The organism is Ruegeria sp. CL7 (assembly GCF_056536445.1).
On sequence record NZ_JBQFPQ010000007.1, the window covers coordinates 28031 to 55029 of the forward strand.

Annotated in this window: 28 protein-coding genes and 1 pseudogene; 19 read left to right on the forward strand and 10 right to left on the reverse strand. The window is 59.0% G+C overall.

All coding sequences use genetic code 11. From position 1 onward, the window contains the following. Positions 1–12 precede the first annotated feature (12 nt). Positions 13–1272 carry an RsmB/NOP family class I SAM-dependent RNA methyltransferase gene (locus tag ACR0LI_RS15845; RefSeq protein ID WP_480718828.1) on the reverse strand — a complete coding sequence of 420 codons (1260 nt, stop codon included), beginning with the start codon at positions 1270–1272 and terminating at the stop codon, positions 13–15. An 88-nt stretch (positions 1273–1360) separates the two neighbouring features. Here ACR0LI_RS15845 and ACR0LI_RS15850 point away from each other — a divergent pair, with 88 nt between their 5' ends. Further along, a complete protein-coding gene (locus tag ACR0LI_RS15850; RefSeq protein WP_152459369.1) occupies positions 1361–1543 on the forward strand; it encodes a DUF1674 domain-containing protein in 183 nt (60 codons plus the stop codon). 4 nt (positions 1544–1547) lie between these two features. On the opposite strand, the gene ACR0LI_RS15855 is transcribed toward ACR0LI_RS15850, so the two are convergent. Continuing rightward, a complete protein-coding gene (locus ACR0LI_RS15855; protein ID WP_171637293.1) occupies positions 1548–2402 on the reverse strand; it encodes a LysR family transcriptional regulator in 855 nt (284 codons plus the stop codon). A 99-nt stretch (positions 2403–2501) separates the two neighbouring features. Between ACR0LI_RS15855 and tmpA the strand changes: the two genes are divergently transcribed. Genes tmpA through ACR0LI_RS15870 form a run of 3 tightly spaced genes read left to right on the forward strand, consistent with a single transcriptional unit; the run spans position 2502 to position 4890 of the window. Further along, the gene (gene tmpA, locus ACR0LI_RS15860) at positions 2502–3638 is read left to right on the forward strand and encodes a 2-trimethylaminoethylphosphonate dioxygenase (protein ID WP_210093678.1); all 1137 of its coding nucleotides are present in this window, start codon (positions 2502–2504) and stop codon (positions 3636–3638) included. Beyond that, positions 3635–4225 (forward strand): (R)-1-hydroxy-2-trimethylaminoethylphosphonate oxygenase, encoded by a 591-nt coding sequence (tmpB, locus tag ACR0LI_RS15865; RefSeq protein WP_480718829.1) that lies wholly within the window; start codon positions 3635–3637, stop codon positions 4223–4225. The genes tmpA and tmpB overlap by 4 nt, the downstream gene beginning before the upstream one ends. Further along, a complete protein-coding gene (locus ACR0LI_RS15870) occupies positions 4222–4890 on the forward strand; it encodes an ureidoglycolate lyase (protein ID WP_171724678.1) in 669 nt (222 codons plus the stop codon). The genes tmpB and ACR0LI_RS15870 overlap by 4 nt, the downstream gene beginning before the upstream one ends. Here the strand turns inward: ACR0LI_RS15870 and ACR0LI_RS15875 are convergent. Both ACR0LI_RS15875 and dapB read right to left on the reverse strand, forming a co-directional pair. Then, positions 4877–5560, reverse strand: a complete 684-nt coding sequence (locus tag ACR0LI_RS15875) for a DUF2306 domain-containing protein (protein ID WP_171724679.1) — start codon at positions 5558–5560, stop codon at positions 4877–4879. The two genes, ACR0LI_RS15870 and ACR0LI_RS15875, sit on opposite strands and share 14 nt — an antisense overlap. A gap of 39 nt (positions 5561–5599) precedes the next feature. After that, positions 5600–6409 (reverse strand): 4-hydroxy-tetrahydrodipicolinate reductase, encoded by an 810-nt coding sequence (gene dapB, locus ACR0LI_RS15880; RefSeq protein WP_171363421.1) that lies wholly within the window; start codon positions 6407–6409, stop codon positions 5600–5602. A 91-nt stretch (positions 6410–6500) separates the two neighbouring features. Here dapB and rbfA point away from each other — a divergent pair, with 91 nt between their 5' ends. The 6 genes from rbfA to rpsO all read left to right on the forward strand — a co-directional run bounded on the left by rbfA (position 6501) and on the right by rpsO (position 10642). Continuing rightward, a complete protein-coding gene (gene rbfA / locus ACR0LI_RS15885; RefSeq protein ID WP_152459376.1) occupies positions 6501–6896 on the forward strand; it encodes a 30S ribosome-binding factor RbfA in 396 nt (131 codons plus the stop codon). Next, the gene (locus tag ACR0LI_RS15890; RefSeq protein WP_480621493.1) at positions 6893–7630 is read left to right on the forward strand and encodes a phosphodiester glycosidase family protein; all 738 of its coding nucleotides are present in this window, start codon (positions 6893–6895) and stop codon (positions 7628–7630) included. Before rbfA ends, ACR0LI_RS15890 begins: the two co-directional genes overlap by 4 nt. 60 nt (positions 7631–7690) lie before the next feature. Continuing rightward, positions 7691–8596, forward strand: coding sequence for a tRNA pseudouridine(55) synthase TruB (truB, locus tag ACR0LI_RS15895; RefSeq protein ID WP_480718830.1), 906 nt, complete (start codon positions 7691–7693; stop codon positions 8594–8596). Positions 8597–8617: 21 nt separating this feature from the next. Continuing rightward, positions 8618–9121: a DUF1643 domain-containing protein gene (locus ACR0LI_RS15900; RefSeq protein WP_170346689.1), complete on the forward strand. Its 504-nt coding sequence runs from the start codon at positions 8618–8620 to the stop codon at positions 9119–9121. Between the two features lie 94 nt (positions 9122–9215). After that, positions 9216–10229: a calcium-binding protein gene (locus tag ACR0LI_RS15905; RefSeq protein WP_480718831.1), complete on the forward strand. Its 1014-nt coding sequence runs from the start codon at positions 9216–9218 to the stop codon at positions 10227–10229. 143 nt (positions 10230–10372) lie between these two features. Next, positions 10373–10642, forward strand: coding sequence for a 30S ribosomal protein S15 (gene rpsO / locus ACR0LI_RS15910; RefSeq protein ID WP_152459381.1), 270 nt, complete (start codon positions 10373–10375; stop codon positions 10640–10642). 182 nt (positions 10643–10824) lie between these two features. On the opposite strand, the gene ACR0LI_RS15915 is transcribed toward rpsO, so the two are convergent. Further along, positions 10825–11577, reverse strand: a complete 753-nt coding sequence (locus ACR0LI_RS15915; RefSeq protein ID WP_171724682.1) for a class I SAM-dependent methyltransferase — start codon at positions 11575–11577, stop codon at positions 10825–10827. A 394-nt stretch (positions 11578–11971) separates the two neighbouring features. Here ACR0LI_RS15915 and ACR0LI_RS15920 point away from each other — a divergent pair, with 394 nt between their 5' ends. Next, positions 11972–13093, forward strand: coding sequence for a Hint domain-containing protein (locus ACR0LI_RS15920; protein ID WP_480718832.1), 1122 nt, complete (start codon positions 11972–11974; stop codon positions 13091–13093). A 116-nt stretch (positions 13094–13209) separates the two neighbouring features. On the opposite strand, the gene ACR0LI_RS15925 is transcribed toward ACR0LI_RS15920, so the two are convergent. Beyond that, on the reverse strand, positions 13210–14811 hold the full coding sequence (locus tag ACR0LI_RS15925; RefSeq protein ID WP_171637305.1) for a BCCT family transporter: 1602 nt from the start codon (positions 14809–14811) through the stop codon (positions 13210–13212). Between the two features lie 482 nt (positions 14812–15293). On the opposite strand from ACR0LI_RS15925, the gene pnp reads away from it, so the two are divergent. Both pnp and ACR0LI_RS15935 read left to right on the forward strand, forming a co-directional pair. Continuing rightward, on the forward strand, positions 15294–17444 hold the full coding sequence (pnp, locus tag ACR0LI_RS15930) for a polyribonucleotide nucleotidyltransferase (protein ID WP_480718833.1): 2151 nt from the start codon (positions 15294–15296) through the stop codon (positions 17442–17444). A gap of 543 nt (positions 17445–17987) precedes the next feature. Then, positions 17988–18419: pseudogene (locus ACR0LI_RS15935) on the forward strand (Hint domain-containing protein); the annotation flags it as partial. Positions 18420–18633: 214 nt separating this feature from the next. Here ACR0LI_RS15935 and ACR0LI_RS15940 read toward each other — a convergent pair. Further along, positions 18634–19269 carry a DUF1326 domain-containing protein gene (locus ACR0LI_RS15940; protein WP_171637310.1) on the reverse strand — a complete coding sequence of 212 codons (636 nt, stop codon included), beginning with the start codon at positions 19267–19269 and terminating at the stop codon, positions 18634–18636. 235 nt (positions 19270–19504) lie between these two features. Here ACR0LI_RS15940 and ACR0LI_RS15945 point away from each other — a divergent pair, with 235 nt between their 5' ends. From ACR0LI_RS15945 to ACR0LI_RS15955, 3 genes are all read left to right on the forward strand, one after another. Further along, positions 19505–19777, forward strand: coding sequence for a PepSY domain-containing protein (locus ACR0LI_RS15945; RefSeq protein ID WP_171233448.1), 273 nt, complete (start codon positions 19505–19507; stop codon positions 19775–19777). Positions 19778–19800: 23 nt separating this feature from the next. Next, positions 19801–20301: a helix-turn-helix transcriptional regulator gene (locus ACR0LI_RS15950; protein ID WP_480718834.1), complete on the forward strand. Its 501-nt coding sequence runs from the start codon at positions 19801–19803 to the stop codon at positions 20299–20301. Between the two features lie 139 nt (positions 20302–20440). After that, positions 20441–21130 carry an outer membrane protein gene (locus ACR0LI_RS15955; RefSeq protein WP_480621489.1) on the forward strand — a complete coding sequence of 230 codons (690 nt, stop codon included), beginning with the start codon at positions 20441–20443 and terminating at the stop codon, positions 21128–21130. Positions 21131–21356: 226 nt separating this feature from the next. Here the strand turns inward: ACR0LI_RS15955 and ACR0LI_RS15960 are convergent, their stop codons facing one another. Continuing rightward, on the reverse strand, positions 21357–22007 hold the full coding sequence (locus ACR0LI_RS15960; protein WP_171637316.1) for a peroxiredoxin: 651 nt from the start codon (positions 22005–22007) through the stop codon (positions 21357–21359). 213 nt (positions 22008–22220) lie between these two features. Here ACR0LI_RS15960 and ACR0LI_RS15965 point away from each other — a divergent pair, with 213 nt between their 5' ends. Next, a complete protein-coding gene (locus ACR0LI_RS15965) occupies positions 22221–23660 on the forward strand; it encodes an aldehyde dehydrogenase family protein (RefSeq protein ID WP_480718835.1) in 1440 nt (479 codons plus the stop codon). A 59-nt stretch (positions 23661–23719) separates the two neighbouring features. Here ACR0LI_RS15965 and ACR0LI_RS15970 read toward each other — a convergent pair whose 3' ends face one another. Next, positions 23720–24157, reverse strand: a complete 438-nt coding sequence (locus tag ACR0LI_RS15970; RefSeq protein ID WP_371732282.1) for a glyoxalase superfamily protein — start codon at positions 24155–24157, stop codon at positions 23720–23722. A 174-nt stretch (positions 24158–24331) separates the two neighbouring features. After that, positions 24332–25183 (reverse strand): bifunctional helix-turn-helix domain-containing protein/methylated-DNA--[protein]-cysteine S-methyltransferase, encoded by an 852-nt coding sequence (locus ACR0LI_RS15975; protein ID WP_209835215.1) that lies wholly within the window; start codon positions 25181–25183, stop codon positions 24332–24334. 116 nt (positions 25184–25299) lie between these two features. Between ACR0LI_RS15975 and nth the strand changes: the two genes are divergently transcribed. Then, positions 25300–25944 carry an endonuclease III gene (gene nth, locus ACR0LI_RS15980; protein ID WP_171637323.1) on the forward strand — a complete coding sequence of 215 codons (645 nt, stop codon included), beginning with the start codon at positions 25300–25302 and terminating at the stop codon, positions 25942–25944. Beyond that, positions 25941–26930, forward strand: a complete 990-nt coding sequence (locus ACR0LI_RS15985; protein ID WP_171724688.1) for an adenosine kinase — start codon at positions 25941–25943, stop codon at positions 26928–26930. Before nth ends, ACR0LI_RS15985 begins: the two co-directional genes overlap by 4 nt. Positions 26931–26999 lie beyond the last annotated feature (69 nt).

The following is a 26999-nucleotide window of genomic DNA, read 5'->3' on the forward strand; positions in this document are numbered from 1 at the left end:
AAAAGCGTGCGTTCAGACGGATTTGGTCAGACACGCGATATAGAACCCGTCCATACCACCCCGATCCGGCCAATAATCCGGTCGCAATCGCAAGCCGCCTTCTTCGGTGATCCAATCCGTTTCGACACCGGGTACGTTCAGCGCGTCGCGATCCACGCTCATGTCCGAATACATGCCCAGCGCCTCTTCAACCTGAACTTCCCCCTCGTCCGGCAGCAGGGAACACGTGCAATAGACCAGACGCCCACCGGGTTTGAGCAAGCCCCACGCATGGGCTAACATGCGCGTCTGGAGCTCGATCAGGCCGCCGAATTCCGAACCGTCCTTGGCAAACGGCAAGTCAGGATGCCTGCGAATCGTACCCGTGGCCGAGCACGGCGCGTCCAGCAGGATCGCGTCGTACCGGTCTTCGTGTTCCAGCGCATCGCCCACGATGACCTTCGCCCTGAGGCCGGTCCTTGCAAGGTTCTCGCGCACCCGTTCCATCCGTGATTCCGACACGTCTAGCGCCGTGACATCAGCCCCTGCGGCCGCAAGCTGCATCGTTTTCCCACCCGGCGCCGCACACAGATCCAGCACTTTCTGGCCCGACTTCGGGGCCAGAACGCGAACCGGCAATGCGGCCGCCGCATCCTGCACCCACCAGTCTCCGGCCTTGTACCCCGGCAGGGTCGAGACCTGACCCGCATCGTGCAACCGCACCGACCCGGTCGGAAGGATCTCGCCTGAAGGGCCTTCCGCCCCGGGTTTCAAGGTAAGGTCCAGTGGCGCACCCGCGAAATGTGCCTGCTCCATTCCGGTAACGGCATCCGTGCCCCACGCTGCGATCAGCGGTTCACGCAACCAGTCCGGCAAACGCGGAACGCGCATCTTCGGCCACGCCTCGGGGCCTTCTGCCGCAACCTTGCGCAGAACGGCATTCACCAACCCCTTGAGGCGACCATGCTTGCGCGAACGGCTGACGATCTCGACCATGGAATTGACGACGCCATGGGCGGCTTCGCCGTTGCAAAGTTCGACCGCACCCAGTCTCAGCGCGTTGTGGACCGTCAGAGCGGGTGTTCGGTTCAGGTGGTTGGCCAGCAGGCGGTCGGCCCGTTCCATCCCACGCAGTGTTTCCAACGCCAGTCGCTGGGCACGCGCGCGATCCTCGGGTTCCAACCGATCCACTGCGCCCGCCGCCAGACACTCGGCCAGCAGGCGACCTTCGCCCAGAACCTGATCCAGAAGATAGATTGCGCTGCGCCGTGCTGCTGTCGCGCTGTTAGACATGGTACCGCCTTCATGTGACCTGCGCCCGCATTGCCAATAGCGGACGCGGGCGTATATCAAGACTGCGCAAGGAAAGGAACCCGATGTCATGAGTGACGACCGCAAAGACTTGCCCCCCGCCGCCCAGCGCGCCCTGGCCGAAGCGGAAGAACGCCGCCGCAAAGCCAAAGCCGAGGCCCGGGAATTGCCAAAAGAGCTGGGTGGCCGAGACGGACCGGACCCGGCCCGCTACGGTGACTGGGAAAAGAAGGGCATCGCCATCGATTTCTGAACGGTCAACCACGCAGCGCCTTGAGGAAATCCTCGATCAGCGCCCGTTGTTTTCTGGACTTCGCCCGGTCTTCAGGCCAGGTCAGCCAGTACCCGTCTTTGGTGTGCAATTCGGGTAAATCCAGCCGCCGCAACCGACCCTCTTGCAAGTCGGCAAGGGCCAAGGGCACCGATCCCAAAACCACACCCATGCCGCGCTGCGCAGCCGAAATCGCATGTTCCATCGAATCAAAACTGATTTTTGATTGCGGCAGGTCCTGCTGGCCGTTTTTCTGGCTCCACTCTCTCCAGCCGGGGCGTTCTCCGCGCAGGTCAATCAATTGGGCGCCCCAGTCGACACCCGGCGGCGCCATGGGGGCAAGGACCTCAGGCGCGATCAGGGCGGCATCACGCCCGGCCCAGATGCCCCGACCATATCGGATTTGCAGCCAGGTTCGTTCTTCGTCCAAAGACGACCGGCGCGCGACCGAGTCGGTCATCACCCGAACCCCTGGCTGCATCTCGTGAAACCGGGTCAGCGCCGGCAGAACCAGTGCGTGGATGTTCGACGACAAGCCGGCCACGCGCAACTCGCGCGGGGATTTGCCAAACAGGTCTTCGGTATTGCGCTCCAGCGCGCGAAGGCTGTCCTGCACCAAAGGCAGATAGCTTTCACCTTCGACCGTCAGCGACACGCCCCGCGCCTCGCGCACGAACAAGGATCGGCCCAGCCAGGCTTCGAGGTTGCCGATCCGCTGGCTGACAGCGGCCTGCGTCAGCCCGAATTCCTTGGCTGCTGCCGAGAACCCACCAAGACGCCCCGCGGCCTCGAACACGCGCAGCCAGTCCAGTGGCGGTAGCCCGATCTTTTTCTTAGCCATTAGATTTTCCAAGCCTCAGCCGAAATAAGGATTAATTGTCGTAATGCCATGAACGGCGTATCTGCTCAACCAAAGCTCGCGCCGAACAGGAGACCCCAAATGCTGCGCACCGCCACCCATGACACTTCGATCGTCACCGTCGCGTTCGACACAGGAACGCAAGCCCGCTTTCACGCCGTCTGGTTGCGCGACAACGCGCTGGACCCGGAAACCCGCGCCCCGGGCAACGGCCAGCGGCTGATCACCATCGGCGATATCCCTGCTGACATCTCGGTCAGTTCAGCCGAGGTTGTCGCGGGCGGCCTTCAGGTCACGTTCCAGCCCGAAGACAAAACCGTTACCTTCCCGGCCGAATGGCTGATCGAACACAACTATGATTGCAAACGGGACGATACGCTGGGCCGCACCGCCCCCGGCATCATCACCTGGGAAGGCGGGATCGCCGCACCCTCTGGCGATTGGAACGAGGTTCATGCCAGCCCTGCGGCCAAACGCAACTGGCTGGCGTCTGTGGCGAGTTACGGCTTTGCCAAGCTGACGGGCGGGCCTACCGAACCAGAATCGCTTTTGAAAGTGGCCGACCTGTTCGGCTATGTCCGCGAAACCAACTATGGCCCTTATTTCGAGGTTCGGACGGAAGTGAACCCGACCAACCTCGCCTATACCGGGCTTGGCTTGCAGGCCCACACCGACAACCCCTATCGCGACCCTGTGCCGACGCTGCAAATTCTCTATTGTCTGGAAAACAGCGCCGAAGGCGGCGACTCGATCGTGGTCGACGGCTTTCGCGCTGCCGAAAAACTGCGTGCGCAGAACCCCGAAGGTTTTGCGCTGCTGGCAGGCTACCCGGCGCGGTTTGAATATAAGGGGTCAGACGGTGTCTGCCTGCGGTCTCGCCGTCCGATGATCGAATTGTCGCCGGATGGAGAACTGGTTGGCATTCGCTTCAACAACCGTTCCTCAGCGCCATTCGTGGACGTGCCTTTCGACAGGATGGAAGCCTATTACGCGGCTTACCGCCAACTGGGCGAGATCATCGACGACCCGGCCATGGGCGTGTCGTTCAAACTGGAGCCGGGCGAAAGTTTCATCGTCGACAACACCCGTGTCCTGCATGCACGGCTGGGCTATTCCGGTGCCGGTTCGCGCTGGTTGCAGGGATGCTATGCCGACAAGGACGGGCTGCTGTCCACACTGGCGGCGATGAAGATGACGCAGCCGGAGGCAGCGGAATGAAGCCCGATTTCTCGACCCTGAACCGGGACAATATCGTCGCCTTCATCGGGGATATCTTCGAACGCCGCGGCGGTGAAGAATATCTTGGCGAACCCGTCACCATGGCCCAGCACATGCTGCAAGGCGCCACCATCGCCGAACAGAACGGCCAGCCTGAAGAGATCATCGTCGGCGCCTTGTTGCATGATATCGGCCATTTCACGTCCGAATTCGGAACCTACCACCCCGATGATACCGAAGACCGCCACCACGAGGATGCGGGTGCTGAGGTGCTGGAACAGTTCTTCCCTTCGGTCATCACCGATTGCTGCCGCTATCACGTGGCCGCCAAACGGTATCTCTGCGCCACCAAGCCCGAATATTTCAACCGCCTCTCTGCCGCCTCGGTCCATACCTTGGAACTGCAAGGCGGCCCGATGAGCGCCGAAGAAGTCGCCGCCTTCGAATCCAATCCAAACCTGAAAGAGATCATTCAAGTCCGGTACCTGGATGAGGCCGGCAAACGGGCGGACATGGAGACACCGGATTTCGCCCATTTCGCACCGATGGTGCAGCGCATGGTCGACAAGCACCTGGAGGCATCATGACTGCACCCGAGTACATCTTCGAGGCCAGTTCCAAGCCATCCCTGCCGTGGCACGAGGTTCCCCTGATCCGGGCGACGGACAACACGGTTAGGGGGTACGGCTGTTTGGTCGACGACCCCGAGACCTTTGAAATCGAGATCGTACGCTGGCCGCAGCAGGGCTGGCGACCGATTGACGACGGCACGGGTGACGAAGGCGGCTGGGTTGAAGGCACGTTCAAATGCGATTGGCAGGGTGACGTGCTTTACGGTGAGAACGAGGCGGTCAAAGGCCATTACGTGCTGGGTTGGTCCGCCGACCCTCAGCACGCGCAAACCGACCGGCAAACGGCCCCGCGGGATCAGGTGTTGCTGTGGCATATGAATTATCACCCCGATGGCGGGCAGATGTTCTGGCCGCTGGACAACAAGCCCTTCATCGTGCCCGCGGCCCTGCCTGGCGACAATCTGACCCCGGACAAGGTGGTGGCATTCTGGTGTGACGGGTCAAAGGGGCTCTATATCCATCCCGGCATCTGGCACGAGGGGATTTTCCCGGTCGAGGACAACCAGCGTTTTCTGGATCGTCAGGGCCGGGTCCACGCGCGGGTCAGCGCCGATATCGGCAAAGAGTTCGGCGTTTATCTGGCCTGCCCGCTGCGGGCGGACAAAGTCAGGGATTTGTGACCAACGCCCCCTGATGCCTCTGGCGCCGGCGCGCAATCCAGATCTGCACGGCCAGCAGATAAGGCACAAAGAACGCGAAATTCTGCACCAGATCAAAAGGGCCCGAGAAATCGGGCTCTGACCCCACCCCTCCGGTCAGCAGATACCAAAGCGTATAGTGGACTCGGTAAAGCCACGACCCCAACGCCAGCCAGAACAGCCGCAATCCCCATGCCCAATGGCCTGCGCGATCCCCTTCCAAAGCCCTGCGCGCCACCATCAGCGCAGCCGTGAAAAGACACAGCCCGTACAGAAAAAAGGCGGCAGACATCAGCGGCCCACCGATGGTTCCGCGCAGGGGAATATAGCTCATGCCCGCCAGCCCGGTGATCCATGCCAGCGCCACCAGACAGGCTCCCAACATGCGGTGAAATCGATTGTACTTGAGCCGCAGCCCCTTCAACAGTTGAAGCGGGACGAGTGCAACCAGAAAAGTACCAGCCAGAATGTGTACCAACATCGCGGCATTGCCGACATTCTCACCATCAGCGAACAAGTAACTGTGCCGGGCAGCGTCCTGCGACAGGCCTTTGCCGATCATTCCAACGCCATGCGCAACGAATGGCAACAGTGTCAGGTAGAACACCGCAAGCAAAATGCCGGTTGCCAGTCCAGAGCGCCGAATCCTCATGAATCAAAGCTTAGCGTCGGCGACCGCTTCGTCTATGGCTCACAACCCCAGCACATCCACCATGTCATATTGGCCGGGTGCCTTCCCCTGCCCCCACAGCGCCGCCTTCAGCGCGCCGCGGGCAAAAATCGCGCGGTCGCTGGCCAGATGGCGCAGAACGATGCGCTCGCCGGGCGCGGCGAACAGGACGTCATGTTCACCAACGATGTCTCCGCCGCGAATGGCGTGGAAGCCAATGTCACCACGCTTGCGCGCACCGGTGATGCCATCCCGCCCCCGGTCGGCCACATCCGACAGTTTGACGCCACGCCCCTCGGCGGCGGCCTCGCCCAGCATCAGCGCGGTGCCGGATGGTGCGTCCACCTTGTGATGGTGATGCCCTTCGATGATTTCGATATCAAAATCCTCATCCAGTGCAGCCGCGACTTTCTTGGTCAGTTGCACCAGCAGGTTGACGCCAAGGCTCATGTTCCCTGCCCGCACGATCACCGCGTGGCGCGAGGCCGGTTCCAGCGCGGCGATCTGCTCATCCGTCATGCCGGTCGTGCCGATCACATGCACGCAACGCGCCTGCGCGGCCAAAGCGGCAAAGTCCAGCGTCGCCTCGGGCGCGGTAAAGTCGATCACCGCCTGTGCCTGCGCAAAAGCTTCCAGCGGGTCATCGGTAACTTTGACGCCCAGCGCCTGGCCACCCATGGCTTCGCCCACATCCTGACCGACCCAGTCATGCCCCGTGCGCTCGACCACGCCGACCAGACGCGCCTGATCACTGTCGGTTACGGTCTTGATCAGCATCTGCCCCATACGGCCCGAAGCCCCTGTGATGACGATACCCGGAATATGGGTCATGGCGGTATTCCCTTGCTGCAAACTGCTCAAAGCCTCCTACCCCGTTCGCGCCCGCTTGGCAAAGCCCCGGTTTGCGCTTAGATCGGGGATTATGGCAAAGAACAAATTCCACGATGGCCCCGGCCCATCCCAACGACAGCTGCGCGTCGGCGAACTGATCCGCCGCACCCTGTCCGAGGTTCTGGCGCGCGGAGATGTCCACGACCCCGACCTGAACCGCATGTCGATCACAGTGGGTGAGGTGCGCACCTCGCCCGATCTGAAAATCGCCACCGCCTATGTGCTGCCCTTGGGCGGCAAAGGGCAGGAGGACGTGATCGATCTGCTCGCCCGCAACAAAAGTGAACTGCGGCGCATGGTCGGCAAAAAGGTCGGCCTGAAATTCTCGCCCGATCTTCGGTTCCGCCTGGATGACACGTTTGACCGTCTGGACGACACCCGCCGCATGTTCGAACAGGACGCGGTGCGCCGCGATCTGGACGAGTGATCCGGGCATTCGTCACATTGGGCGCGGTTGTCTGGGCCGCACAAGCCTCTGCGGTCACTTGCGAAAAGCTGACCCATGATGACAAGCGCTATACCGTCTGCGAGGTCGACGCGGAAAACGAAGACCTGCGCCTGTTTCTCAACGACGAAAACGGGGATCTGCTGGGGCATTTCTCGTCGGTGAACGAGGCGCTGGCCCCCGGCGGCAAGCGTCTGGCCTTTGCCATGAACGCGGGCATGTACCACGATGACCGTTCGCCCGTCGGCCATTATGTCGAGAACGGCAAAGAGGTCATGCGGGTGATCTCCAACCCCGGCCCCGGCAACTTCGGCCTGCTGCCCAACGGCGTGTTCTGCATCCGCGAGGGCCGCGCTGACGTGTTCGAGACGCTGGATTTCATCGACCGGGCCCCCGACTGCCGGTTCGCCAGCCAATCCGGCCCGATGCTGGTGATCGATGGTGACCTGCACCCCCGGTTCCTGCCCGATTCGACTTCGCTCTATGTGCGCAACGGGGTGGGCACCAGCGCCGATGGTACCCGCGCGGTGTTCGCGATTTCCGAAGATTACGTCACATTCCACGAATTCGGCCGTCTGTTCCGCGACGTGCTGGAAACTCCGAATGCGCTGTTCTTCGATGGCAATATCTCTCGCATGTATGACCGCGCGAACAATCGGTCCGATCTCGGGTTTTCGCTGGGGCCGATCGTGGGTGTGGTCGAAGACGCACCTTGAAATTGACAGGACGATGGCGATCCGCTAGGTCGCGCGCCTCAGCAAGATTGAAGGTGCTATATGGGACGCAAACGCAAGGGTCGCGACATTTCCGGCTGGCTGGTGGTGGACAAGCCCGCGGGCATGACGTCGACCGCTGTGGTCAACAAGGTGCGCTGGGCGATGGATGCCAAAAAGGCGGGCCATGCGGGTACGCTTGACCCCGAAGCGACCGGCGTTCTGGCCGTGGCTTTGGGTGAGGCGACCAAAACCGTTCCCTACATCACGGACGCTCTGAAAGCCTACACCTTCACTGTCCGTCTGGGCCAGGCCACCAACACTGACGATGCCGAGGGCGAAGTGATTGCCGAAAGCGATGCCCGCCCGTCGGATGAAGACATCAAACAAGCATTGACCCCGTTTCTGGGCGACATCATGCAGGTTCCGCCCAAGTTTTCCGCCGTGAAAATCGACGGCCAGCGCGCCTATAAACTGGCCCGCGACGGCGAAGACGTGGAACTGACAGCCCGGCCTCTTTGGGTCGAGGAACTGATCCTTGTCGACCGCCCCGACGCAGATCACGTGGTGTTGGAGATGACCTGCGGCAAGGGCGGTTATGTCCGCTCGATCGCCCGCGATCTGGGTGAAGCGCTGGGATGCCACGGCCACGTCCGGGAACTGCGCCGGATCTGGTCCGGACCCTTCGAGGCCGAAGACGGGTTGAGCATCGAACAGATCGACGAAATGGCAAAAACCACGGCGTTGGACGACTATCTGCACCCGCTGGAAGCCGGCCTGTCCGACCTGCCAGAGCTTAAATGCACCCCCGAAGGCGCAACCCGCCTGCGCAATGGCAACCCAGGCATGGTGTTGGCCTCGGATGTTGAATACGGCGACGAGGTATGGGCCTCGCTGGATGGCAAGGCCGTGGCCGTGGGGGTTTACAAATCGGGCGAATTGCATCCCAGCCGGGTGTTCGCCGCCTGAACCACGTGTTAGGCGAAAGGCATGATCACCCGAACGCACACCAAGGGCGATGCGCCCTCGACCGCCATTTACTCCGACTGCGAGAAATACCGCTATAGCCTGACCCGCGTGTGGGACCCGGCAGGGCGCAAGGCGCTGTTTGTCATGTTGAACCCGTCTACCGCGACCGAAGTGCAGAACGACCCGACGGTTGAACGCTGCGAACGTCGTGCCCGGGCGCTGGGGTTCGGCGCGTTTCAGGTGACCAACATCTTTGCCTGGCGCGACACCGATCCGCGCAAGATGCGCGCTGCTGCCGATCCGGTAGGCCCGGAAAATGACGCCGCCATTCTGGAAGGTGTTCGGTGGGCTGATCAGGTCATCGCCGCCTGGGGCACCCATGGTGCGCATCTGGACCGGGGCCCGGCGGTGGAAACCCTGCTGCGCCGGACCGGCCAGCCGCTGTTCCATCTGGGCTTGACCAAAGACGGTCACCCCAAGCACCCGCTTTATATCGCCTACAGCCAACAGCCCGAGCAATGGTGATAAAGTATTTACCATTTCAATAACTTGACTTTGACCCGATTGCCGATTGCATGGGATGTTCACCCTCGGAGCATTCTGCGATCGGAGAGGTGTCATGTTTCTGGCCGGATTGATCGGACTCGCCGCCATCGGCGGTGCCGCATACGCGATGAGCGATATGCTGATCGAAGACGAGGACGTTTCAGAGGACGGGCCCAACGAGGCCCCGGAAGCGGAACCCTACACCGGAGAGTTTCTTGAGATTGGCGAAAACGTCGAAGACCCGGTGAATCCCGACATCGAAACCCAGTCCACTGGCACCGTAATCTCTGAATTCGAAGGAGACCTGGTGATTGCCGGCAGCGATGGCCCTGACCAGATCACCGGTCAGGACGGTGTTGACCAGATCAACGGGTTTGGCGGCGATGATACCATCGACGGCGGCAAGGGCGATGACGTTCTGCACGGGGGCGAAGGTACGGACACGATTTCGGGCGGTCAGGGTGATGATGTTCTGCACGGAGAGGCGGATAACGACATTCTGTTCGGCAATGAGGGGGACGATGCCCTGTTCGGCCATTTCGGGGACGACACCCTGGATGGCGGCGAAGGCGAAGACGAGCTCTATGGCGGCCAGGGCGACGATACTCTGACGGGCGGGGCGGATGATGACGCGTTGCAGGGCGGGTTCGGAGACGATGCCCTGAACGGTGGCGCAGGTGAAGATACGGTCTTTGGCGGCGACGGCGATGACTTTGTCTTTGGCATCGAAGAGGGCGCAGCCGAAAAGGACTTCCTGAATGGCGGCGCCGGTGACGACACCATTGTGGCAGGCGGCGGGGATGTGGTAAACGGTGGTGAAGGCGCCGATGACATCGTGCTGAGCCCGGGTGACGAAGACGTGACCGTCATGGGATTCCAACCCGGTGAGGACAAGCTGCTTGTCACCTGGGAGGATGAGGCCGACCCGGAGATTGAGGTGGAACCTGACGCTGAAAACGCCAATCTGACCCGGGTGATGATCAACGGTCAGGAAGTGGCGCAGGTATACGGGGCTCAAGGCATGACGGTGGCCGACATTCAATTGATCACCGAAGCGCAACTGGCCCAGTACGGGCAGATGGTCTGAACCCGCAAATTCCCTTTGCCATTTGGTGAAAATACCCTTATACGCGCCCATCCGCATCGGAATCGGTGCGGTTTTCTCCATGGGCCTGTGCTGGACGACATCCCGGCCTGCGCCATCAACTCTAACCTTTGAAGGAGACCCCGATGTCGATCACTGCTGAAGAAAAAGCACGCGTCATGAAAGAATTCGCAACCAAAGAGGGCGACACCGGTTCGCCTGAAGTACAGGTTGCCATCCTGACCTCGCGCATCACCACTTTGACCGAGCACTTCAAGACCCACAAGAAAGACAACCACGGTCGTCGCGGTCTGCTGAAGATGGTTGCCCAGCGCCGCAAGCTGCTGGACTACCTGAAAGGCAAAGAAGAAGCACGTTACCAGGACCTGATCAAAAAGCTGGGCATCCGCCGCTAAGCGCTTTTTTGCAGATGACCTGAAACCGGGTTTTCCGGTTCAACGCCCGCCAACCGGCGGGCGTTTTCCGTTGGATCCGCCGCAAGCGATACATCCCCCTTAACTTGCCAGAACAGCAGAGCATTCCGTGGCGATCAGGGAATGCCGCGGCCGTCAGGGATTGTCCGTTGCGGCACTTGGTTCTAAGCTTTCTGCGTGTTTTCCCAGCGCGTGGCATAGTCGCTTTGCGACACACTTGCACTTGTCTTGGTGCCGGCAACAGGTTTTCGAACCACATAATCCAGAAGGACAGGCAATCCCGGACCAAAAGATCCCAGCGGTCGCGGACGTTTCTTTGTCTTGTTGGGATTCGTCATCTTCACCACGTCACGGGCGGCATATGGCCTTAACGGCTGCCACACACATTTCAGAGCCTCATAGTTCATGGCGTTGACCCAAAAGCCGTACACGATCTCTGGGCAAATCTGATAGAAGCCGTGATTGATCCAGTTGTTCGATGGCGAATGTGCGATAAACACACCCCCGGGCTTCAGCATCTTGTCGATGTTCCGGTATGCGGTCGGCAAGTCGAACACGTGCTCGCATGTTCCACCGTCATAGATAACGTCAAACCGACCAACCAGGTTTTCAGGCAAATCCCCCGCGAGATCCTGAACGATGCTCGCACCTTCGAAATCCGAAAAATCCAGCGAATCCACTTCCGAGAACCCAAGTTTCCGAAAGAATGTTTCCGAATATCCATCATCCGGGTTGCAAAGGTCAGCTTCGGCCACTCCGGGCAGGTATTTCTGCAAGGTTTCCCTGAACAATGCGGCGGACGCAGACCGGCGCGCACCGATCCAATCCTGCCGCCCAAGCATCAGAAAGCTACCTGACAGGTCATTGGATTTGACATCTTCGATCAGGCGCGCAGCCAGGACATCAACAATTGACACTCATTCCTCCGGGGTGGTCGACAGCAGATCGTTTTGCAGTACAAATCCTGTTCCGAGAGTTCAATGTCAACGCAATAGCAGCGCCGAAGAACACTCGACAAGGCGGGCAAGTTCCCTGTTTGGGCAAGGATGGAATCGTCCCTGCCTCAACAGTATCTTGCAGCCATGGTTATTGGCATCTGAAAACACTCGCTGCGCCAGCCACAAGCCTTGGCACATCATCAGAACCAGCGGCTTTACCGGTATCAATTCCACACCACAGCGCCCTGCAGGGAGGCTGGACTTTCTAGTATGAACCGGAACACAAAACCGACACCACCCAATGCCCAGCCTGATTGTTAAACGCAAATGAGCTTTGTGCTAACTCAGGCTTATACAAAATTCAGAAAATTAGATGACCAGCTTCAGCATATCAGACGGTAACAGTACCACATATACAGATACTTCTCCCGGTGGCGGTGTCGTTATCGATTTCGATACGCTCGACAACAGCTTCAGTGCTCAAATCAACGGTGTTGACCTGTTTGTTGGCGGACCCGGATCTTCGCCCAATGAACTTCAGTTCCAGATTTCTGGAACCTCGGGGCAAACAGTTCGGTTTGCCGACGGTCAGAGATATGAAGTCAACACGCCAGCTGTTTGGCAGTTGGGGAATACAAACGGTGATCCCGTGGTCCGCCTGATGATCAATCCGGATGGGACGGTCGAACTCTACGGTGTGAAGACAAACAATGGTCCGCTTGAACCTCTAGAGCTGTTCAACGGAATGACAGTCAATACCGATGCGATTGCAGCGGCCTGGAACGACAGCGGTACCAATACTATTGAAATTGACCAGATTTTAACCGGCCCGACCAACGCAAGCGGTGAGTTTGTGGACGTTCTGTGCTTTGCATCTGGGACAATGATTGAAACACGCCACGGATCAGTGGCGGTCGAAGACCTGCAGATTTCAGATCAGGTGTTGACCTTTGACAATGGCTACAAACCTATTCGATGGATCGGTACGCGACGCCTCAGCGCTGCCGAGCTTCATGCGCAGCAAAGGCTAAGACCCATTTTGATCCGCACCGGAGCTTTAGGCGACGGATTCCCCAAACAGGACCTTGTCGTCTCACCGCAGCATCGCGTTCTTGTGTCGTCGGCAGTTGCACTGCGGATGTTCGATTGCAAGGATGTGCTGATCCCCGCAAACAAGTTGTTGCCACTGGACGGCGTGGACATTGTGCAAGACACAACTGACGGTATTGAGTATTTCCACTTGCTGTTCGATACCCATGAAATCATCTGGTCCAATGGGACACCGACAGAAAGCCTGTTTACCGGCCCCGAAGCACTCAAATCAGTCTCGGCTGACGCGCGACAAGAAATCACGGACTTGTTTCCAGAGTGCTGCGCTCCGCAGTTTCAAGCAACTTCTGCGCGTTTTATTCCGCAACGGGGCAAGCTAATGCGAAAACTGGTTCAACGGCATCAAGCAAATCGCAAACCCCTCTTGGAAAATGTTCACAGGTAAACGCCCGTGCCCATCTTTACTTGGAGTTACGAGTAACGAAGGTCCAGGATTTCTTAAATCGACCCGAAAAAACGCCCACCATGCGGCAGGCGTTTTTCGGGGATTCGGTGTATAATCTACATCTTTGCCCGCTCAGATTTCAACGCCAGCCACAGGCAGTAGCACATTATCAGAACCACCAGCGTAAAGGGGATGCCGGTTGAAACCGCCGCGCCCTGCAATGCGGAAAGACCGCCTCCCAACAGCAATGCGATGGCAACCAGGCCTTCCAAAGTGCACCAGAACACGCGCTGAACCACGGGTGCGTCCATCTTGCCGCCTGCAGTGATCGTGTCGATCACCAAAGATCCGGAATCAGACGAGGTGACGAAGAAGATCACGATCAGGACAAGGGCGATCGGGGCTACGATGCTGTACAGCGGCAGCTCCTTCAGGAAACCGAACAACGCTCCCTCGGGGGCGTAGCTGTCGATCACGGTCGCGCGGACGCCTTCCGCTCCGCCTGCGTTCAACATGTCGATGGCAGCGCCGCCGAAGGTCGACATCCACAGGGCACAGACGGCAGTTGGCGCAAGCAGCGCACAGATTACGAACTCGCGCACAGTACGGCCCTTTGAAATGCGGGCAATGAACATCCCAACAAACGGTGACCATGCGATCCACCACGCCCAGTAGAAGGTCGTCCAACCGTGGAAATAGCTGGTGTCTTCCCGTCCGAACGGGTTCGACAGCGCGGGCAGGTGCAGCACGTAATCAGTCATCACGTTGAAATACCGTGCGATGGCGGTGCCAATGCCCGTTACAGCGATGACGAAAAGGAACAGCCCCACGGCCATGATCATATTGATCTCACTCAGCCGTTTGACGCCCGCATCCATGCCCAGCAAAACCGAGCCCAGCGCAATCAACGTAATGCCGATGATCAGCAGAACCACGACGGTGGGGCTGGGTTCGATGCCGAAGACCTCGTAAAGGCCAGCGGCAACCTGCTGAGCACCCAGACCGAGCGATGTGGTCAATCCGAACAACGTGGCAAAAACCGCCAACGTGTCGATGATATGGCCCCACCAGCCCCAGACCCGTTCACCCAGAATTGGATAGAAGGCCGAACGCAAAGTCAGGGGCAGGTTCAGATTGTAGCTGAAGATTGCCAGGCTCAGGCCGACTGCGGCGTAAACCGCCCAGCCTTCCAGCCCCCAATGGTGAATGGTACCGACGATGCCGATATACTCATTGCCAGGGACAGCGATATCGATTCCCAGTGGGCGCGCATTCCCGTCTTCGGCAAAGTTGTAGTAGACCGGCTCCATCACCCCAAAAAACAACAGGCCGATACCAATACCGGCGGCGAACATCATCGCGATCCATCCGGCGTAGGAATAATCAGGCGTGGCGTCCTTGCCGCCGATCCGCACACTACCGACGGGCAGGATGATCAGTACCAGACAAAACAGGGTGATTGCATCTACCGAAAGGACCAGAAACCAATCGAACGTGCTGGTTAGCCAAGGTCGGAGCCAGCCGAAAAACGTAGCTGCGGCCTCTTGGTTGGCCAATGCGATCAGAACGAACGCAAAGATCATGATACTCGAGATCAGAAAGACCGGGTTGTGAATGTCCAAGCCAAACGGCCGGACGTTATCCTGCCCCAGTTCATATTCCGTTTCGAAGTCGTAAATCCGGGGGTCCGGATCCAGCATCTTCTTTGTTTGTGCCATTCGATTGCCCTTCTGTTCGCTGTCTGCAAACGCCAAGGTATTCGGTCGGCGGACGGGAATGAGTTAGTTAACCCCCTTGGCGCGTTTCCGTCATTTCGACCGCAGGCTTAATGGTAAGAGCTTATACTGCCTTCATATTTTTACAAAATGCATTCGACTGCAGATATGTTAGCGCTACAGATTGATCTGTGTTCCCGTAATCCCGCTCGTGAAAAACGAACCGCGACTTGATAAGTTGATCGTTGTTCGGGCTTGAATCTTTTGCACCCGGTGGCAGCACAAGCCAGTCCCGGCATGAAACGGCCATCCGATGCAGTTTCTCTTTCCTTCCAACGCATTCTCATGTATGCGCGCGGTATCTGAGACGTTGTGCCCTGACCTCGGCACTCGAATGGAAGATAAATTGGGGTCGGCGGCAATGGGGCCGCCACGCAAAACGGGAGACCCGCAGGGGCGGGAGTGCTCCCATCTAGGATACGCATATGTTTGATGTAACGAAGAAATCGATGCAGTGGGGCGAGGAAACGCTTACACTGGAAACCGGCAAGGTTGCCCGTCAGGCTGACGGCAGCGTGATTGCCACCCTGGGCGAAACCAGCGTCATGGCCAACGTGACCTTCGCCAAGGAACAGAAGCCCGGTCAGGACTTTTTCCCACTGACCGTGCATTACCAAGAGAAATACTATGCCGCCGGCAAGGTTCCGGGTGGCTTCTTCAAGCGCGAAGCGCGCCCGACCGAAAAAGAGACGCTGACCGCGCGTCTGATCGACCGTCCGATCCGTCCGTTGTTCGTTGACGGCTTCAAAAACGAAGTCCTGGTGATGTGTACCGTGTTGAGCCACGATCTGGTCAACGATCCCGACATCGTTGCGATGATTGCTGCTTCGGCTGCTCTGACCATCTCGGGCGCACCGTTCATGGGCCCGATCGCGGGCTGCCGCGTGGGATACACCGACGGTGAATATGTCCTGAACCCGACCGTGGACGACATGCAGGACCTGCGCCTGAACCCCGAACAGCGTCTGGACCTGGTTGTGGCCGGCACCAAAGACGCCGTGATGATGGTGGAATCGGAAGCGTACGAACTGTCCGAAGCGGAAATGCTGGGTGCGGTAAACTTCGCGCATGAGCAGATCCAACCGGTCATCGACCTGATCATCTCGCTGGCGGAAGAAGCCGCGAAAGAGCCGTTTGACTTCCAGGCGCCGGATTACTCCGAGCTTTATGCCGCCGTTAAGGCCGCCGGTGAAGAGCAGATGCGCGCCGCCTTCGCGATCACCGACAAGCAAGAGCGCACCGCCGCTGTTGCCGCCGCCCGCGAAGCGATCAAAGAGGCGCTGACCGAAGAGCAGCTGGAAGACGGCAACCTCGGTTCCGCGATGAAAAAGCTGGAAGCCGGCATTCTGCGCGGCGACGTCGTCAGGGGCGGCAAGCGGATCGACGGTCGTTCGACCACCGATGTCCGCTCGATCGTTGCAGAAACCTCGATTCTGCCCCGGACCCACGGTTCTGCCCTGTTCACCCGCGGTGAAACACAGGCGCTGGCCGTGACCACGCTGGGCACCGGCGACGATGAGCAATTCATCGACGCGCTGCACGGCAACTTCAAATCGAACTTTCTGCTGCACTACAACTTCCCCCCGTATTCGGTGGGTGAAGTTGGTCGCGTTGGTTCGCCCGGCCGTCGCGAGATCGGCCACGGCAAACTGGCATGGCGCGCGCTTCAGGCGGTACTGCCTGCGCCGACCGATTTCCCCTACACCATTCGCGTGGTGTCCGAGATCACTGAATCCAACGGCTCAAGCTCGATGGCCTCTGTCTGCGGCGGTTCGCTGTCGATGATGGATGCGGGTGTTCCGCTGAAAGCGCCGGTTGCCGGTGTGGCCATGGGTCTGATCCTGGAAGATGACGGTGAATACGCTGTTCTGACCGACATCCTGGGTGACGAAGACCACCTGGGCGACATGGACTTCAAGGTTGCGGGCACCGAAAACGGCATCACCTCGCTCCAGATGGACATCAAGGTTGCCGGCATCACGCCTCAGATCATGGAAACCGCCCTGGCACAGGCCAAGGAAGGCCGGATGCACATTCTGGGCGAGATGGGCAAAGCCCTGTCCGAGACCAACGATTTCTCGGTCCACGCCCCGCGCATCGAGACCATGAACATCCCGACCGACAAGATCCGTGAAGTGATCGGTTCAGGCGGCAAGGTCATCCGCGAGATCGTCGAGGTTTCGGGCGCCAAGGTCGACATCAACGACGATGGCGTCATCAAGATCGCCTCGCCCGACGGGGAATCGATCAAGAAGGCCTATGACATGATCTATTCGATCGTGGCAGAGCCTGAAGAAGGTCAGGTTTACACCGGCAAGGTGGTCAAGATCGTCGATTTCGGCGCCTTCGTGAACTTCTTTGGCAAGCGTGACGGTCTGGTCCACGTGTCGCAGATCGAAAACCGCCGCCTGAACCATCCGTCGGATGTTCTGAAAGAAGGTCAGGAAGTCAAAGTCAAACTGCTGGGCTTTGACGATCGCGGCAAGGTGCGCCTGTCGATGAAAGTCGTCGATCAGGAAACCGGCGAAGAGATCGTTCCGGAAAAGAAAGAAAAGAAAGAGGAAAACGCAGAGTAATCTGCCCCTCTGACAGACAGCGGAAGGCCCCGGTTTCATCCGGGGCCTTTTTGTTTGCGCGGCACAGGACGGTTAACTGCGCCGCAACTTTGGTAAATCAATTATTAACACTTATTGCGTGTATTAGCTCAACCTTAAGGGGGATATTGCCGTTTTCAAGGAAGCTGTTCGACCGTGGCATCGATTACTGTTTACGAAATCAGCGCAGACCCGTTCAGCAACCGCAGTGTTGATATTACTGCTGCGTATTCGGTCGAAGTCACGGATAATGACGCCCTGCTGCAAGATCCCGACCCGGATGGCAGCTCGCAACTTGACCTCGGGTCTCTTCCCGGCTTTTCCGGCTCGACCCAGAATTTCAGTACTTTCGAAAACTACACAGGAACGGTCGATGGCGCGCCGGTCACGTTCATCCTGATCCAGTTTTCAAACCCGCGTTACATCATAGTCACTTCGGGTCAGGCCGAACTGAATGACACGATTTCAGATACCAGTTTTGCCGGCACCGCGCCGCCATCCGCGTATGACACTTTGCCTTCTTTCGTGTGTTTCACCACAGGATCTCTGATCCAGACACCGACTGGGCTGCGCAGGGTCGAGGCGCTGGAGCCCGGCGACCCGGTCATCACCGCCGGCGGCCATGCACGCCCGGTCCGCTGGATCGGCAAGCGCCGGTTGTCCGCGGCTGAGTTGCGGCGAAACACGCACCTGTCCCCTGTACGGATCAAGGCGGGCTGTTTCGGGCCGAACAGCCCAAGCCGCGATCTCGTCATTTCCCCACAGCACCGGATTGCCGTGACCTCGACCATGATGGAGCTTATGCATTGCGAGCCGGCGATGCTGGCCCCCGCAAAGGGGCTGATCAATGGGCATACCATCGTTCAGGAAACGCCCGCACATGGGGTGGAGTACATTCATATCCTCTTTGATCAGCATGAGTTGGTGAATGTCGAAGGACTCTGGTCCGAGTCCTTTTACCCCGGTGACACCAGCCTTAGGGCAATGGCACCCGCCACACGAAGCGAGCTGTTCGAACTGTTCCCGGAACTGGCCAATGGTGAAGGCTGTTACGGTTCGACCGCATTGCCGGTCCTCAAACCCTTCGAAGTCCGGGTGCTGTCGGCGGATCTGGCGGTTCCGGGCTGGAAGATCCGCCCCGATGAATCCGCGAAAGCCGCCTGACCGCAGGTCAGTGCGCGACGCCACCGGGGCCATGTTTCAACAGGTGCCACTGGCCGTAGCTGTCTTTCAGATCCAGTTTGATCGCCGCATAAGCTCGGGTCGAGGCGCTGCCGATCTCGGCAATGGTGAATTCGATCCCGCCGGGAATATCGATGCGTACACGGTGTTCGCCGCCACCATGCGGGGCCTGAATCGGGCGCCCGGTCGACTTTAGAACGTCGCCAACGGCAACGCTGGCCGTTCGTCCTTCGATATCCATCTTAAGCTCGATCGGCAGGTACAGCGTGTCGTGCACCGTCTCACACATGGCTCGGAACACGTACCAATGGGTTGCCATCTCTTCGGTTTCTTCGCCGTGAAAGACTTTTTCCAGCGCATCGCGCTGCGCCGGTGAGGCCGCGGGGTCGACGATCACCTGCATTTCACCGCCACCCTCGAATATTGGCCCGGGCCATGCATAGATCAACGCAGCCTTGGTTCCACTCAGATCCGTTTCGCCAAAATATCCGGTGGATATTTCAAGCACCTCGAAGCCGCGGCAATCGCCATGCGTCGGCAATTCCTCGAACTGGCAAGGGCAGGCATAGCCGCAGTTGCAGTTTCCGAAGCTTTCTCCCTCGACGTACCAATCTGTAAAAGCCATGGTTTTCTCCTGTTCAGGACAGTCAGAAAGCCCGACATCGTTGGTCCCATGCCCGTATGTTTCCGCAAAACAAACTAGCACAACTTGATTGCAATCTGAACCTGACGCGCGCAAACGGCTGCGAATGGCCTAAACCTTGGTTCTATTCACCCTGTTTCAACCAAAAACCAATCGCAGGGCGCCTCTGCCATCCCCAGTTCCACTGCATCGCCACAACGCAAAAAGGAGATGCGATATGGAAACCTTGAAACTGCTGACACTGACGGGATTGATCGCAACCGCACCAGTTCTTGCTTTGGCCAATGTCGGACTGGGCGACAAATTGGGCACAAGCGAAGCCGATATCCGCGCGGCGCTTGAAGCCCAGGGGTACCAGATCGAAGAGATCGAATTCGAAGGTGGGAAGATCGAGGTTGAACTCACCAAGGATGGCGTGGAAACTGAACTGGTTCTGTCTGACACGGACGGGGTGGTGACAGCCATCGAGCTCGAAGAGGACGACGACTGAACCCGCAACGTCCAAGGGGCCGCATGAAAGCACCTCAAACGTCTTTGCTCTGGCTTCTTCTGGTGGTGCAGGCCCTCTGCGCCGCCTTTTTCATGACGGATGCGCTGCTGGATTGGACAGGCGGCGACGGCGCGGGATTTCGTCACCTTCATTCGTTCGAGCTGTTTTTGTCGCTGGCGCTTGTCGGCGGCCTGAGCGCCACGATCGCCCTGATCCGTTCCCAGTCCAGACGGGTGCGCGACATGCAGCGGCAACTGCAAGTGGCGCAAGGGGCTTTTGCCCAGGTCATCGAAACCCAGTTCAGCGCGTGGCAGCTTAGTGAGGCTGAGCGTGACGTTGCCATGCTGACGATCAAGGGGCTTTCCATCGCGGAAATCGCCGGAATGCGACAGACGAAAGAAGGGACGATCAAGGCCCAAAGCGCTGCGGTCTATCGAAAGGCGGGCGTTTCCAGCAGGGTGCAGTTGCTCAGTTTCTTTGTCGACGAACTCCTGTCAGAACCGTTGGTCAGGGATGTGCCCTGAAACAGTGGCAGAGCCTCGTGCCTATTCACTCACACATTCCTAAAAACCTGTGAAACGAAGTGAAGGCCCGGCGCCTTTCTTTTTGGGCCAGCCTCGTCCACATCCATGGCATGCGGACTTTGGAACACTGGAGATGGTTATGTTCACGCGCCTCATTCTCGCCTCTTCGGCTCTGGCGATCAGCGCAACGGCGCTTGCCGCGCAGAGCCTGGGCGACGGCACCTATATTCACGGCTTCATCGGCTACAGCCAGCTACAGGACAGCGATTTCACCGGGACGATCGGTGGCGCGACGCAATCGGTCGATACCGAATTCGACGCAGGTTTCGGACTGGGCCTCGCGGTAGGCAAGGAAATCCCGCAATGGTCCAACGATATCATCGGAACGCGGATCGAGCTGGAACTGTCATATCGCGACAGTGACGTGGATGGTGTAAACTTTACCGGCAATGGTCCGGGGCCCGAGGGCAATATCTCGGGCGACGTCACGCAGACCTCGTTATTTGCCAATCTGCTGTTCGATTTCAAACAGGCCGGCGCGCTGACACCGTTTGCCGGGTTTGGGCTGGGTGCCACCTATTCGAATCTGGATTTTTCTTACGGGCCGGGTGTGGCGCTGGACGACACCGACACCACCTTGGCCGCCCAGCTGATCGCCGGTGTGGCATATGACATCAACCCGTCGACAGCGTTCACGATTGACGCCCGTTACGCCCGCGCCTTTGATGTTTCGTCGCAGCGCCTGGCCCCCAACGGAGCTTTGACCGGCAACGTAGAGAACGATCTGGATACTTTCAGCATCAATTTCGGACTTCGCCATAATTTCTGATTGCTTCGGGTGTCAGGTTTCTCTCCGGTTTCCTGCACCTCTTTGCCCTCGCGCCTCAGGCGCGGGGGCACCCGGAAAACCCCGAAAATGCAGTACGCGCAGGACATTTCGGTGGTTGCTCGACCTGCAACAACCGCCTGCTTCATCTGGCTAAAAATATCCTCGGGGGGAATCGTGCCTGCGGGCACGATGGGGGGCAGACAGCCCCCCTGACCCGGCAACCGGCTTACGACGGCGCTTTGGTCTTGCGCAGATAGGGGAAGATCGTTTCGAACTCGCCAAACTTGGCCTTGGCGTCTTCGTTCGACACGGTTGGCGGGATGATCACGTCTTCGCCCGGCACCCAGTTGGCAGGTGTCGCAACGCCCTTGGCCGACATCTGCAAACCGTCAAGCGCGCGCAGAATTTCGGCAAAGTTCCTGCCCACGGTCATCGGGTAGGTCATCGACAGCTTCAGCTGCTTGTCCGGTCCGATGATAAAGACGGAACGCACCGTGGCACTGTCAGCCGGTGTACGGCCGTCGGGCAGATATGCTTCGGCGGGCAGCATGTCGAAAGCCTTGGACACAGCCAGACCGTCGTCGGCGATGATCGGAAAGCCGGGTTCGGCCTTGCCATATTCCTCAATGTCCTTCTTCCACTTTTTGTGGTCTTCGACACCATCGACCGATACGCCGATCACCTTGGTGTTGCGCGCGGCCCATTCGTCATTCAACTGCGCAACGGCCGAAAACTCGGTGGTGCAAACAGGTGTAAAATCCTTTGGGTGCGAGAACAGAATGGCCCAGCTATCGCCAATCCAGTCGTGAAACTGAATGGTGCCCTGATCTGTTTCTGCCGTGAAATTCGGAACGGTGTCGTTGATACGCAAACCCATGGGGCATCTCCTTCTCTGTGAAAAACCTGAATCGGTTGTTTGGAACCTAATCACTTTGTGTGCAGGTTAAACCGTCCATCGCGCTTGAGGATACGGATTTCGTGGGCATTGCCAGAAAATAATTTGATCAAATTCACTATTGCTCAGCCTGTGCATGGGTGACAGAGTGGCCCCGAACAGCCGATTTCAGGCAGACCTTCAGGAGGGCTCAGGATGATCGAAAAGCGGGATTTCTATATTAATGGTCAGTGGGTGGCCCCATCGCAGCCCAATGACTTCGAGGTCATCAACCCGTCAACCGAAGACCCCTGCGCCGTGATCTCGCTTGGCGCCGAAGCCGACACGAATGCGGCCGTTGCCGCGGCCAAGACTGCCTTGCCGGGCTGGATGGCCACGCCAGTGGAAACCCGCATCGCGCTGGTGGAAAAACTGGTCGAACTCTATGCAGCCCGGGCAGAGGATCTGGCGCAGGCGATGTCGCTGGAAATGGGCGCCCCGATCGATCTGGCGCGCTCGGCGCAGGCGGGTGCCGGCATCTATCACCTGAAGAACTTCATCCGCGCCGCCAGGTCGTTTGAATTTGAACGCCCGCTGGGGGATCATGCGCCGAATGATCGCATCATTTACGAGGCGGTTGGCGTTGCCGCTTTGATCACGCCGTGGAACTGGCCGATGAACCAGATCACGCTCAAGGTTGGTGCTGCTGCGATTGCGGGCTGCACGATGGTGCTGAAACCGTCGGAACAAAGCCCGCTGAACGCGATGATCTTTGCCGAGATGATGGGCGAGGCAGGCTTCCCGCCCGGTGTGTTCAATCTGGTCAACGGCGACGGTGCGGGCGTTGGTTCGCAACTTTCGGGCCATCCGGATGTAGACATGGTCAGCTTCACCGGCTCGACCCGCGCAGGCACCGCGATTTCCAAAAATGCGGCTGATACCCTCAAGAAAGTACATCTTGAGCTAGGAGGCAAAGGGGCCAACGTCATCTTTAAGGACGCGGACGAAAAAGCGGTCAAGCGTGGGGTGCTGCACATGATGCAAAACACCGGCCAAAGCTGCAACGCCCCCAGTCGGATGCTGGTGCAGCGCCCGATCTATGACACGGCTGTGGAAACCGCGGCCGAGGTCGCAAACATGGTCAAGGTTGGCCCTGCCTCAGAGGAAGGCCGCCATATCGGACCGGTGGTGAATGAAGTTCAGTGGATCAAGATTCAGGACCTGATCCAGAAGGGCATCGATGAAGGGGCGCGGCTGGTCGCAGGCGGCACCGGACGGCCAGAGGGGCTGAACAAGGGCTACTATGTCCGCCCCACGGTCTTTGCAGATGCAAACAACCAGATGACCATCGCCCGCGAAGAAATCTTTGGCCCGGTTCTGACCATGATCCCCTTCGACACCGAAGAAGAGGCTGTCGAAATCGCCAATGATACACCCTATGGCCTGACCAACTATGTTCAGACGCAGGACGGCGCGCGTGCCAATCGCATGGCGCGGGCGCTGCGGTCGGGCATGGTCGAAATGAACGGACAATCGCGCAGCGCGGGCTCACCGTTCGGCGGCATGAAGCAATCCGGCAACGGGCGTGAAGGCGGCGTCTTTGGGCTTGAGGACTTCCTCGAGATCAAAGCTGTCGGCGGTTGGGCGGCAGAGTAACTTACCTGCAAAGCAGACAGATCGGGCGGGGCAACGCGGTTGGCCCCGCCCGCAACCCCCTATAGGGGACGCACCACAAGCTGGGGTACGCCATCGGACGTGCGGCGCTGGGATTGACCGTCCCACCCAATCTCGCCGGTGACGCGCTGTCGAAATGCAGAAAAGCTGTCAAAGCGCACCACATCGACCGGCGTATCGAAATGCAGGGTCACTCGGCGACGCGCGCCATCGCCAAGCATGGTCAGACCGCGAATTTCGGCCGTGAACGCCTGACCCAGATAGCGCCCTTCGACCCGATCACCCACGCGCAGATGCATCCGGTTTCCGGCCATTGCGTGCAAGGTGTTCCAGTCTCGAACGCCATGCTGATGGGCCAGCAGTTCCAATGCCGCACTGTGCGACAGCGAAACGCCCTTCGTTTTCAAGTCTTCCCGCAGGCGTTTCGCCTGCGCTTTCAGCTCTTCAACCGGAGCAACGGTTTGGGATCGTATCATCATGTGCCTCGTGTCCTTGAACGGGCGCGAAGTCAGGACGGGGCTCGCATTTCCATCGGCGCGCCGGGAAAGGGCAACAGATGCTTTTCAAACCGGGTTTCACCAAAGCCAATGGCCGCGAACGGCAGGGGACCCGAACCTGAGGTGCCTTTTGGCAGCGGCCGGGCCGTCTGTCAATCAAGCGTCTGCCTGCGCCGCCTCATAGGCCAGCATGGCACGCTTGACAGGCAAGCCCCAGTGATAGCCCCCCAGACCACCTGATTTGCGCAATGCCCGATGGCAGGGGATCAACCAACTGACCGGGTTGCGGCCAACTGCCGTTCCCACGGCGCGAACGGCTTGCGGCGAGCCGACTCGCTGGGCGATCTCGGAATAGGTCGTGACCTGCCCGGACGGGATATGCATCAGCGCTTCCCACACCTTGATTTGCAAAGGTGATCCGATCAGGAAAACCGGTGTCGGCTCCAACCGGTCGCTGGCAGCGCCAAAAGCACTCAGCGCCCAAGGACGCAGACGCATCGGATCCTCGACAAACGTCGCCTTGGGCCAGCGCGAGATCATGTCTTCCATCGCGGCCTCTTCGCCGGTCTCGGCGCCGAAGGCAATGCCGCAGATGCCCTTGTCGGTCCCCATGACCAGCGCAGGGCCAAAGGGGCATTCGAACCACCCCCAATAGATCGTTAGACCTTCGCCTTTGCGGGCATATTCGCCGGGGCTCATGGATTCCCACGTCAGGAACAGGTCATGCAGACGTCCGCTGCCGGACAGGCCCACATTGTGGGCCGTTTCCAATGTCGTAAACCGTTCACGCAACAATGCCTTCGCATGGCCCAGCGTCAGGTATTGTTGATACCGTTTCGGTGACACTCCGGTCCAACGCGAGAACAAACGCTGGAAATGGGCCGGGCTCATATCCATCTGGCGTGCCAGTTCATCAAGGCTCAGGCCTTCACCACCCTGATCGATCAACTCGATTGCCCGGCGCATGACGTTGTAATGATAACCGCTTTCTGGGGTCTGGACGTTCATGGTTCCACCTCATCATCTGACAAAACCATAGCGCGCTGGCCACGCTGTCGCGACCCGGAACTTGCGCATTGGCTTTGTGCTTGTGTCAGGGCGCGGTGGACGGCATTAAGGCCCGGATGGCAAAGCAACTCGACTATCATACGATCCGCGAGATTTTCACGCGCTTTCAAAAGGCCGACCCGGAACCCAAGGGCGAGCTGGAGCATGTGAACGTCTATACTCTGGTCGTCGCCGTGGCCCTTTCGGCGCAGGCCACGGATGCGGGTGTCAACAAAGCGACGCGCGACCTGTTCAAGATCGCCGACACGCCGCAAAAGATGCTGGATCTGGGCGAGGACGGCCTGATCGAGCACATCAAGACCATTGGCTTGTTCCGCCAGAAGGCCAAGAACGTCATCAAGCTCAGCCGTATCCTGGTTGACGAATATGGCGGCGAGGTTCCCAATTCCCGGGCTGCCCTGCAATCCCTTCCGGGTGTGGGCCGCAAGACGGCCAACGTGGTTTTGAACATGTGGTGGCGGCAACCGGCGCAGGCGGTGGACACCCATATCTTTCGCGTCGGCAACCGCACCGGTATTTGCCCCGGCAAGGATGTGGACACGGTCGAACGCGCCATCGAAGACAATATTCCCGCTGACTTTCAACTTCATGCGCATCACTGGCTGATCCTGCATGGCCGGTACCACTGCAAGGCGCGCAAGCCGCAATGCCCGACCTGCATCATCCGTGATCTCTGCCAATTCGAGGACAAAACCCTATGAAGACTTATCAACTGACCGGCATCGGAAATGCCGTTGTGGACGTGATTTCCCAGGCCGATGACAGCTTTCTGGAGCTGATGGGCATCGAAAAAGGCATCATGCAGTTGATCGAACAGGAACGCGGCGAGGTGCTGTACGCCTCGATGGAAAGCCGAGTTCAAACGCCGGGCGGCTCGGTGGCCAATACCATTGCGGGCGCAGGCGCGCTTGGGTTGGATGCAGCATTCATCGGCCGGGTACACGATGACGCTCTGGGCCGGTTCTATGCAGATGCGATGAATGAAGATGGCGTCGACTTCGTGAACCCGCCTGTTCCGGGTGGCGAATTGCCGACGTCACGCTCGATGATCTTTGTCTCGCCAGATGGTGAGCGGTCAATGAACACCTATCTGGGCATTTCCTCGGAACTGTCGTCTCAGGACGTTTCGGATGAGGTCGCTGGAAACAGCCAGATCATGTTCCTTGAGGGATATCTGTTCGACAAAGAGAAGGGCAAGGCGGCATTCCTTGAGGCCGCACGTGCCTGTCACAAGGGTGGCGGCAAGGCCGGGATCGCCATTTCCGACCCGTTCTGTGTGGAACGGCACCGGGTGGATTTCCTGCTGCTGATTGAAAACGAGCTGGATTTCGTGATCGGCAACGAGGCCGAGATCAAATCCCTGTTCGAAACCGACGACCTGGAAGAGGCGCTGCGGCGCACGTCGGCGATCTGCCCGCTGGTGGTCTGCACCCGGTCGGGCGACGGGGTGACGGTTATGAACGGCGACGCTCGCATTGACGTACCGGTCGAGAAGGTCGTCCCCGTTGATGCAACAGGTGCGGGCGACCAGTTTGCCGCCGGGTTCCTGTTTGGCATGGCAACCGGCCGCGATTTCGAGACCTGCGCCCGTATTGGCAATGTCTGCGCCCGCGAGGTCATCAGCCATATCGGCCCGAGACCCGAGGCGGATATGCTGGAATTGCTGCGGGAGGAAGGGCTGCTTTGAGCCCATTTTTCCGGATACTGCACGATGTTCCAATGACTGTTTTGGGCAGAAATCGGGCTTTGCAAAGCT

What these genes read in the sequence shown, in the direction of transcription:
- rpsO (WP_152459381.1), top strand. Translation starts at nt 10,373, where the DNA reads ATGTCGATCACTGCTGAAGAAAAAGCACGCGTCATGAAAGAATTCGCA.
- ACR0LI_RS15875 (WP_171724679.1), bottom strand. Translation starts at nt 5,560, where the DNA reads ATGAGGATTCGGCGCTCTGGACTGGCAACCGGCATTTTGCTTGCGGTG.
- ACR0LI_RS15925 (WP_171637305.1), bottom strand. Translation starts at nt 14,811, where the DNA reads ATGGCACAAACAAAGAAGATGCTGGATCCGGACCCCCGGATTTACGAC.
- ACR0LI_RS15905 (WP_480718831.1), top strand. Translation starts at nt 9,216, where the DNA reads ATGTTTCTGGCCGGATTGATCGGACTCGCCGCCATCGGCGGTGCCGCA.
- ACR0LI_RS15850 (WP_152459369.1), top strand. Translation starts at nt 1,361, where the DNA reads ATGAGTGACGACCGCAAAGACTTGCCCCCCGCCGCCCAGCGCGCCCTG.
- ACR0LI_RS15985 (WP_171724688.1), top strand. Translation starts at nt 25,941, where the DNA reads ATGAAGACTTATCAACTGACCGGCATCGGAAATGCCGTTGTGGACGTG.
- tmpB (WP_480718829.1), top strand. Translation starts at nt 3,635, where the DNA reads ATGAAGCCCGATTTCTCGACCCTGAACCGGGACAATATCGTCGCCTTC.
- ACR0LI_RS15870 (WP_171724678.1), top strand. Translation starts at nt 4,222, where the DNA reads ATGACTGCACCCGAGTACATCTTCGAGGCCAGTTCCAAGCCATCCCTG.
- truB (WP_480718830.1), top strand. Translation starts at nt 7,691, where the DNA reads ATGGGACGCAAACGCAAGGGTCGCGACATTTCCGGCTGGCTGGTGGTG.
- ACR0LI_RS15945 (WP_171233448.1), top strand. Translation starts at nt 19,505, where the DNA reads ATGGAAACCTTGAAACTGCTGACACTGACGGGATTGATCGCAACCGCA.
- ACR0LI_RS15970 (WP_371732282.1), bottom strand. Translation starts at nt 24,157, where the DNA reads ATGATGATACGATCCCAAACCGTTGCTCCGGTTGAAGAGCTGAAAGCG.
- dapB (WP_171363421.1), bottom strand. Translation starts at nt 6,409, where the DNA reads ATGACCCATATTCCGGGTATCGTCATCACAGGGGCTTCGGGCCGTATG.
- ACR0LI_RS15845 (WP_480718828.1), bottom strand. Translation starts at nt 1,272, where the DNA reads ATGTCTAACAGCGCGACAGCAGCACGGCGCAGCGCAATCTATCTTCTG.
- ACR0LI_RS15855 (WP_171637293.1), bottom strand. Translation starts at nt 2,402, where the DNA reads ATGGCTAAGAAAAAGATCGGGCTACCGCCACTGGACTGGCTGCGCGTG.
- ACR0LI_RS15950 (WP_480718834.1), top strand. Translation starts at nt 19,801, where the DNA reads ATGAAAGCACCTCAAACGTCTTTGCTCTGGCTTCTTCTGGTGGTGCAG.
- ACR0LI_RS15900 (WP_170346689.1), top strand. Translation starts at nt 8,618, where the DNA reads ATGATCACCCGAACGCACACCAAGGGCGATGCGCCCTCGACCGCCATT.
- ACR0LI_RS15975 (WP_209835215.1), bottom strand. Translation starts at nt 25,183, where the DNA reads ATGAACGTCCAGACCCCAGAAAGCGGTTATCATTACAACGTCATGCGC.
- ACR0LI_RS15920 (WP_480718832.1), top strand. Translation starts at nt 11,972, where the DNA reads ATGACCAGCTTCAGCATATCAGACGGTAACAGTACCACATATACAGAT.
- tmpA (WP_210093678.1), top strand. Translation starts at nt 2,502, where the DNA reads ATGCTGCGCACCGCCACCCATGACACTTCGATCGTCACCGTCGCGTTC.
- pnp (WP_480718833.1), top strand. Translation starts at nt 15,294, where the DNA reads ATGTTTGATGTAACGAAGAAATCGATGCAGTGGGGCGAGGAAACGCTT.
- ACR0LI_RS15960 (WP_171637316.1), bottom strand. Translation starts at nt 22,007, where the DNA reads ATGGGTTTGCGTATCAACGACACCGTTCCGAATTTCACGGCAGAAACA.
- nth (WP_171637323.1), top strand. Translation starts at nt 25,300, where the DNA reads ATGGCAAAGCAACTCGACTATCATACGATCCGCGAGATTTTCACGCGC.
- ACR0LI_RS15940 (WP_171637310.1), bottom strand. Translation starts at nt 19,269, where the DNA reads ATGGCTTTTACAGATTGGTACGTCGAGGGAGAAAGCTTCGGAAACTGC.
- ACR0LI_RS15955 (WP_480621489.1), top strand. Translation starts at nt 20,441, where the DNA reads ATGTTCACGCGCCTCATTCTCGCCTCTTCGGCTCTGGCGATCAGCGCA.
- ACR0LI_RS15965 (WP_480718835.1), top strand. Translation starts at nt 22,221, where the DNA reads ATGATCGAAAAGCGGGATTTCTATATTAATGGTCAGTGGGTGGCCCCA.
- rbfA (WP_152459376.1), top strand. Translation starts at nt 6,501, where the DNA reads ATGGCAAAGAACAAATTCCACGATGGCCCCGGCCCATCCCAACGACAG.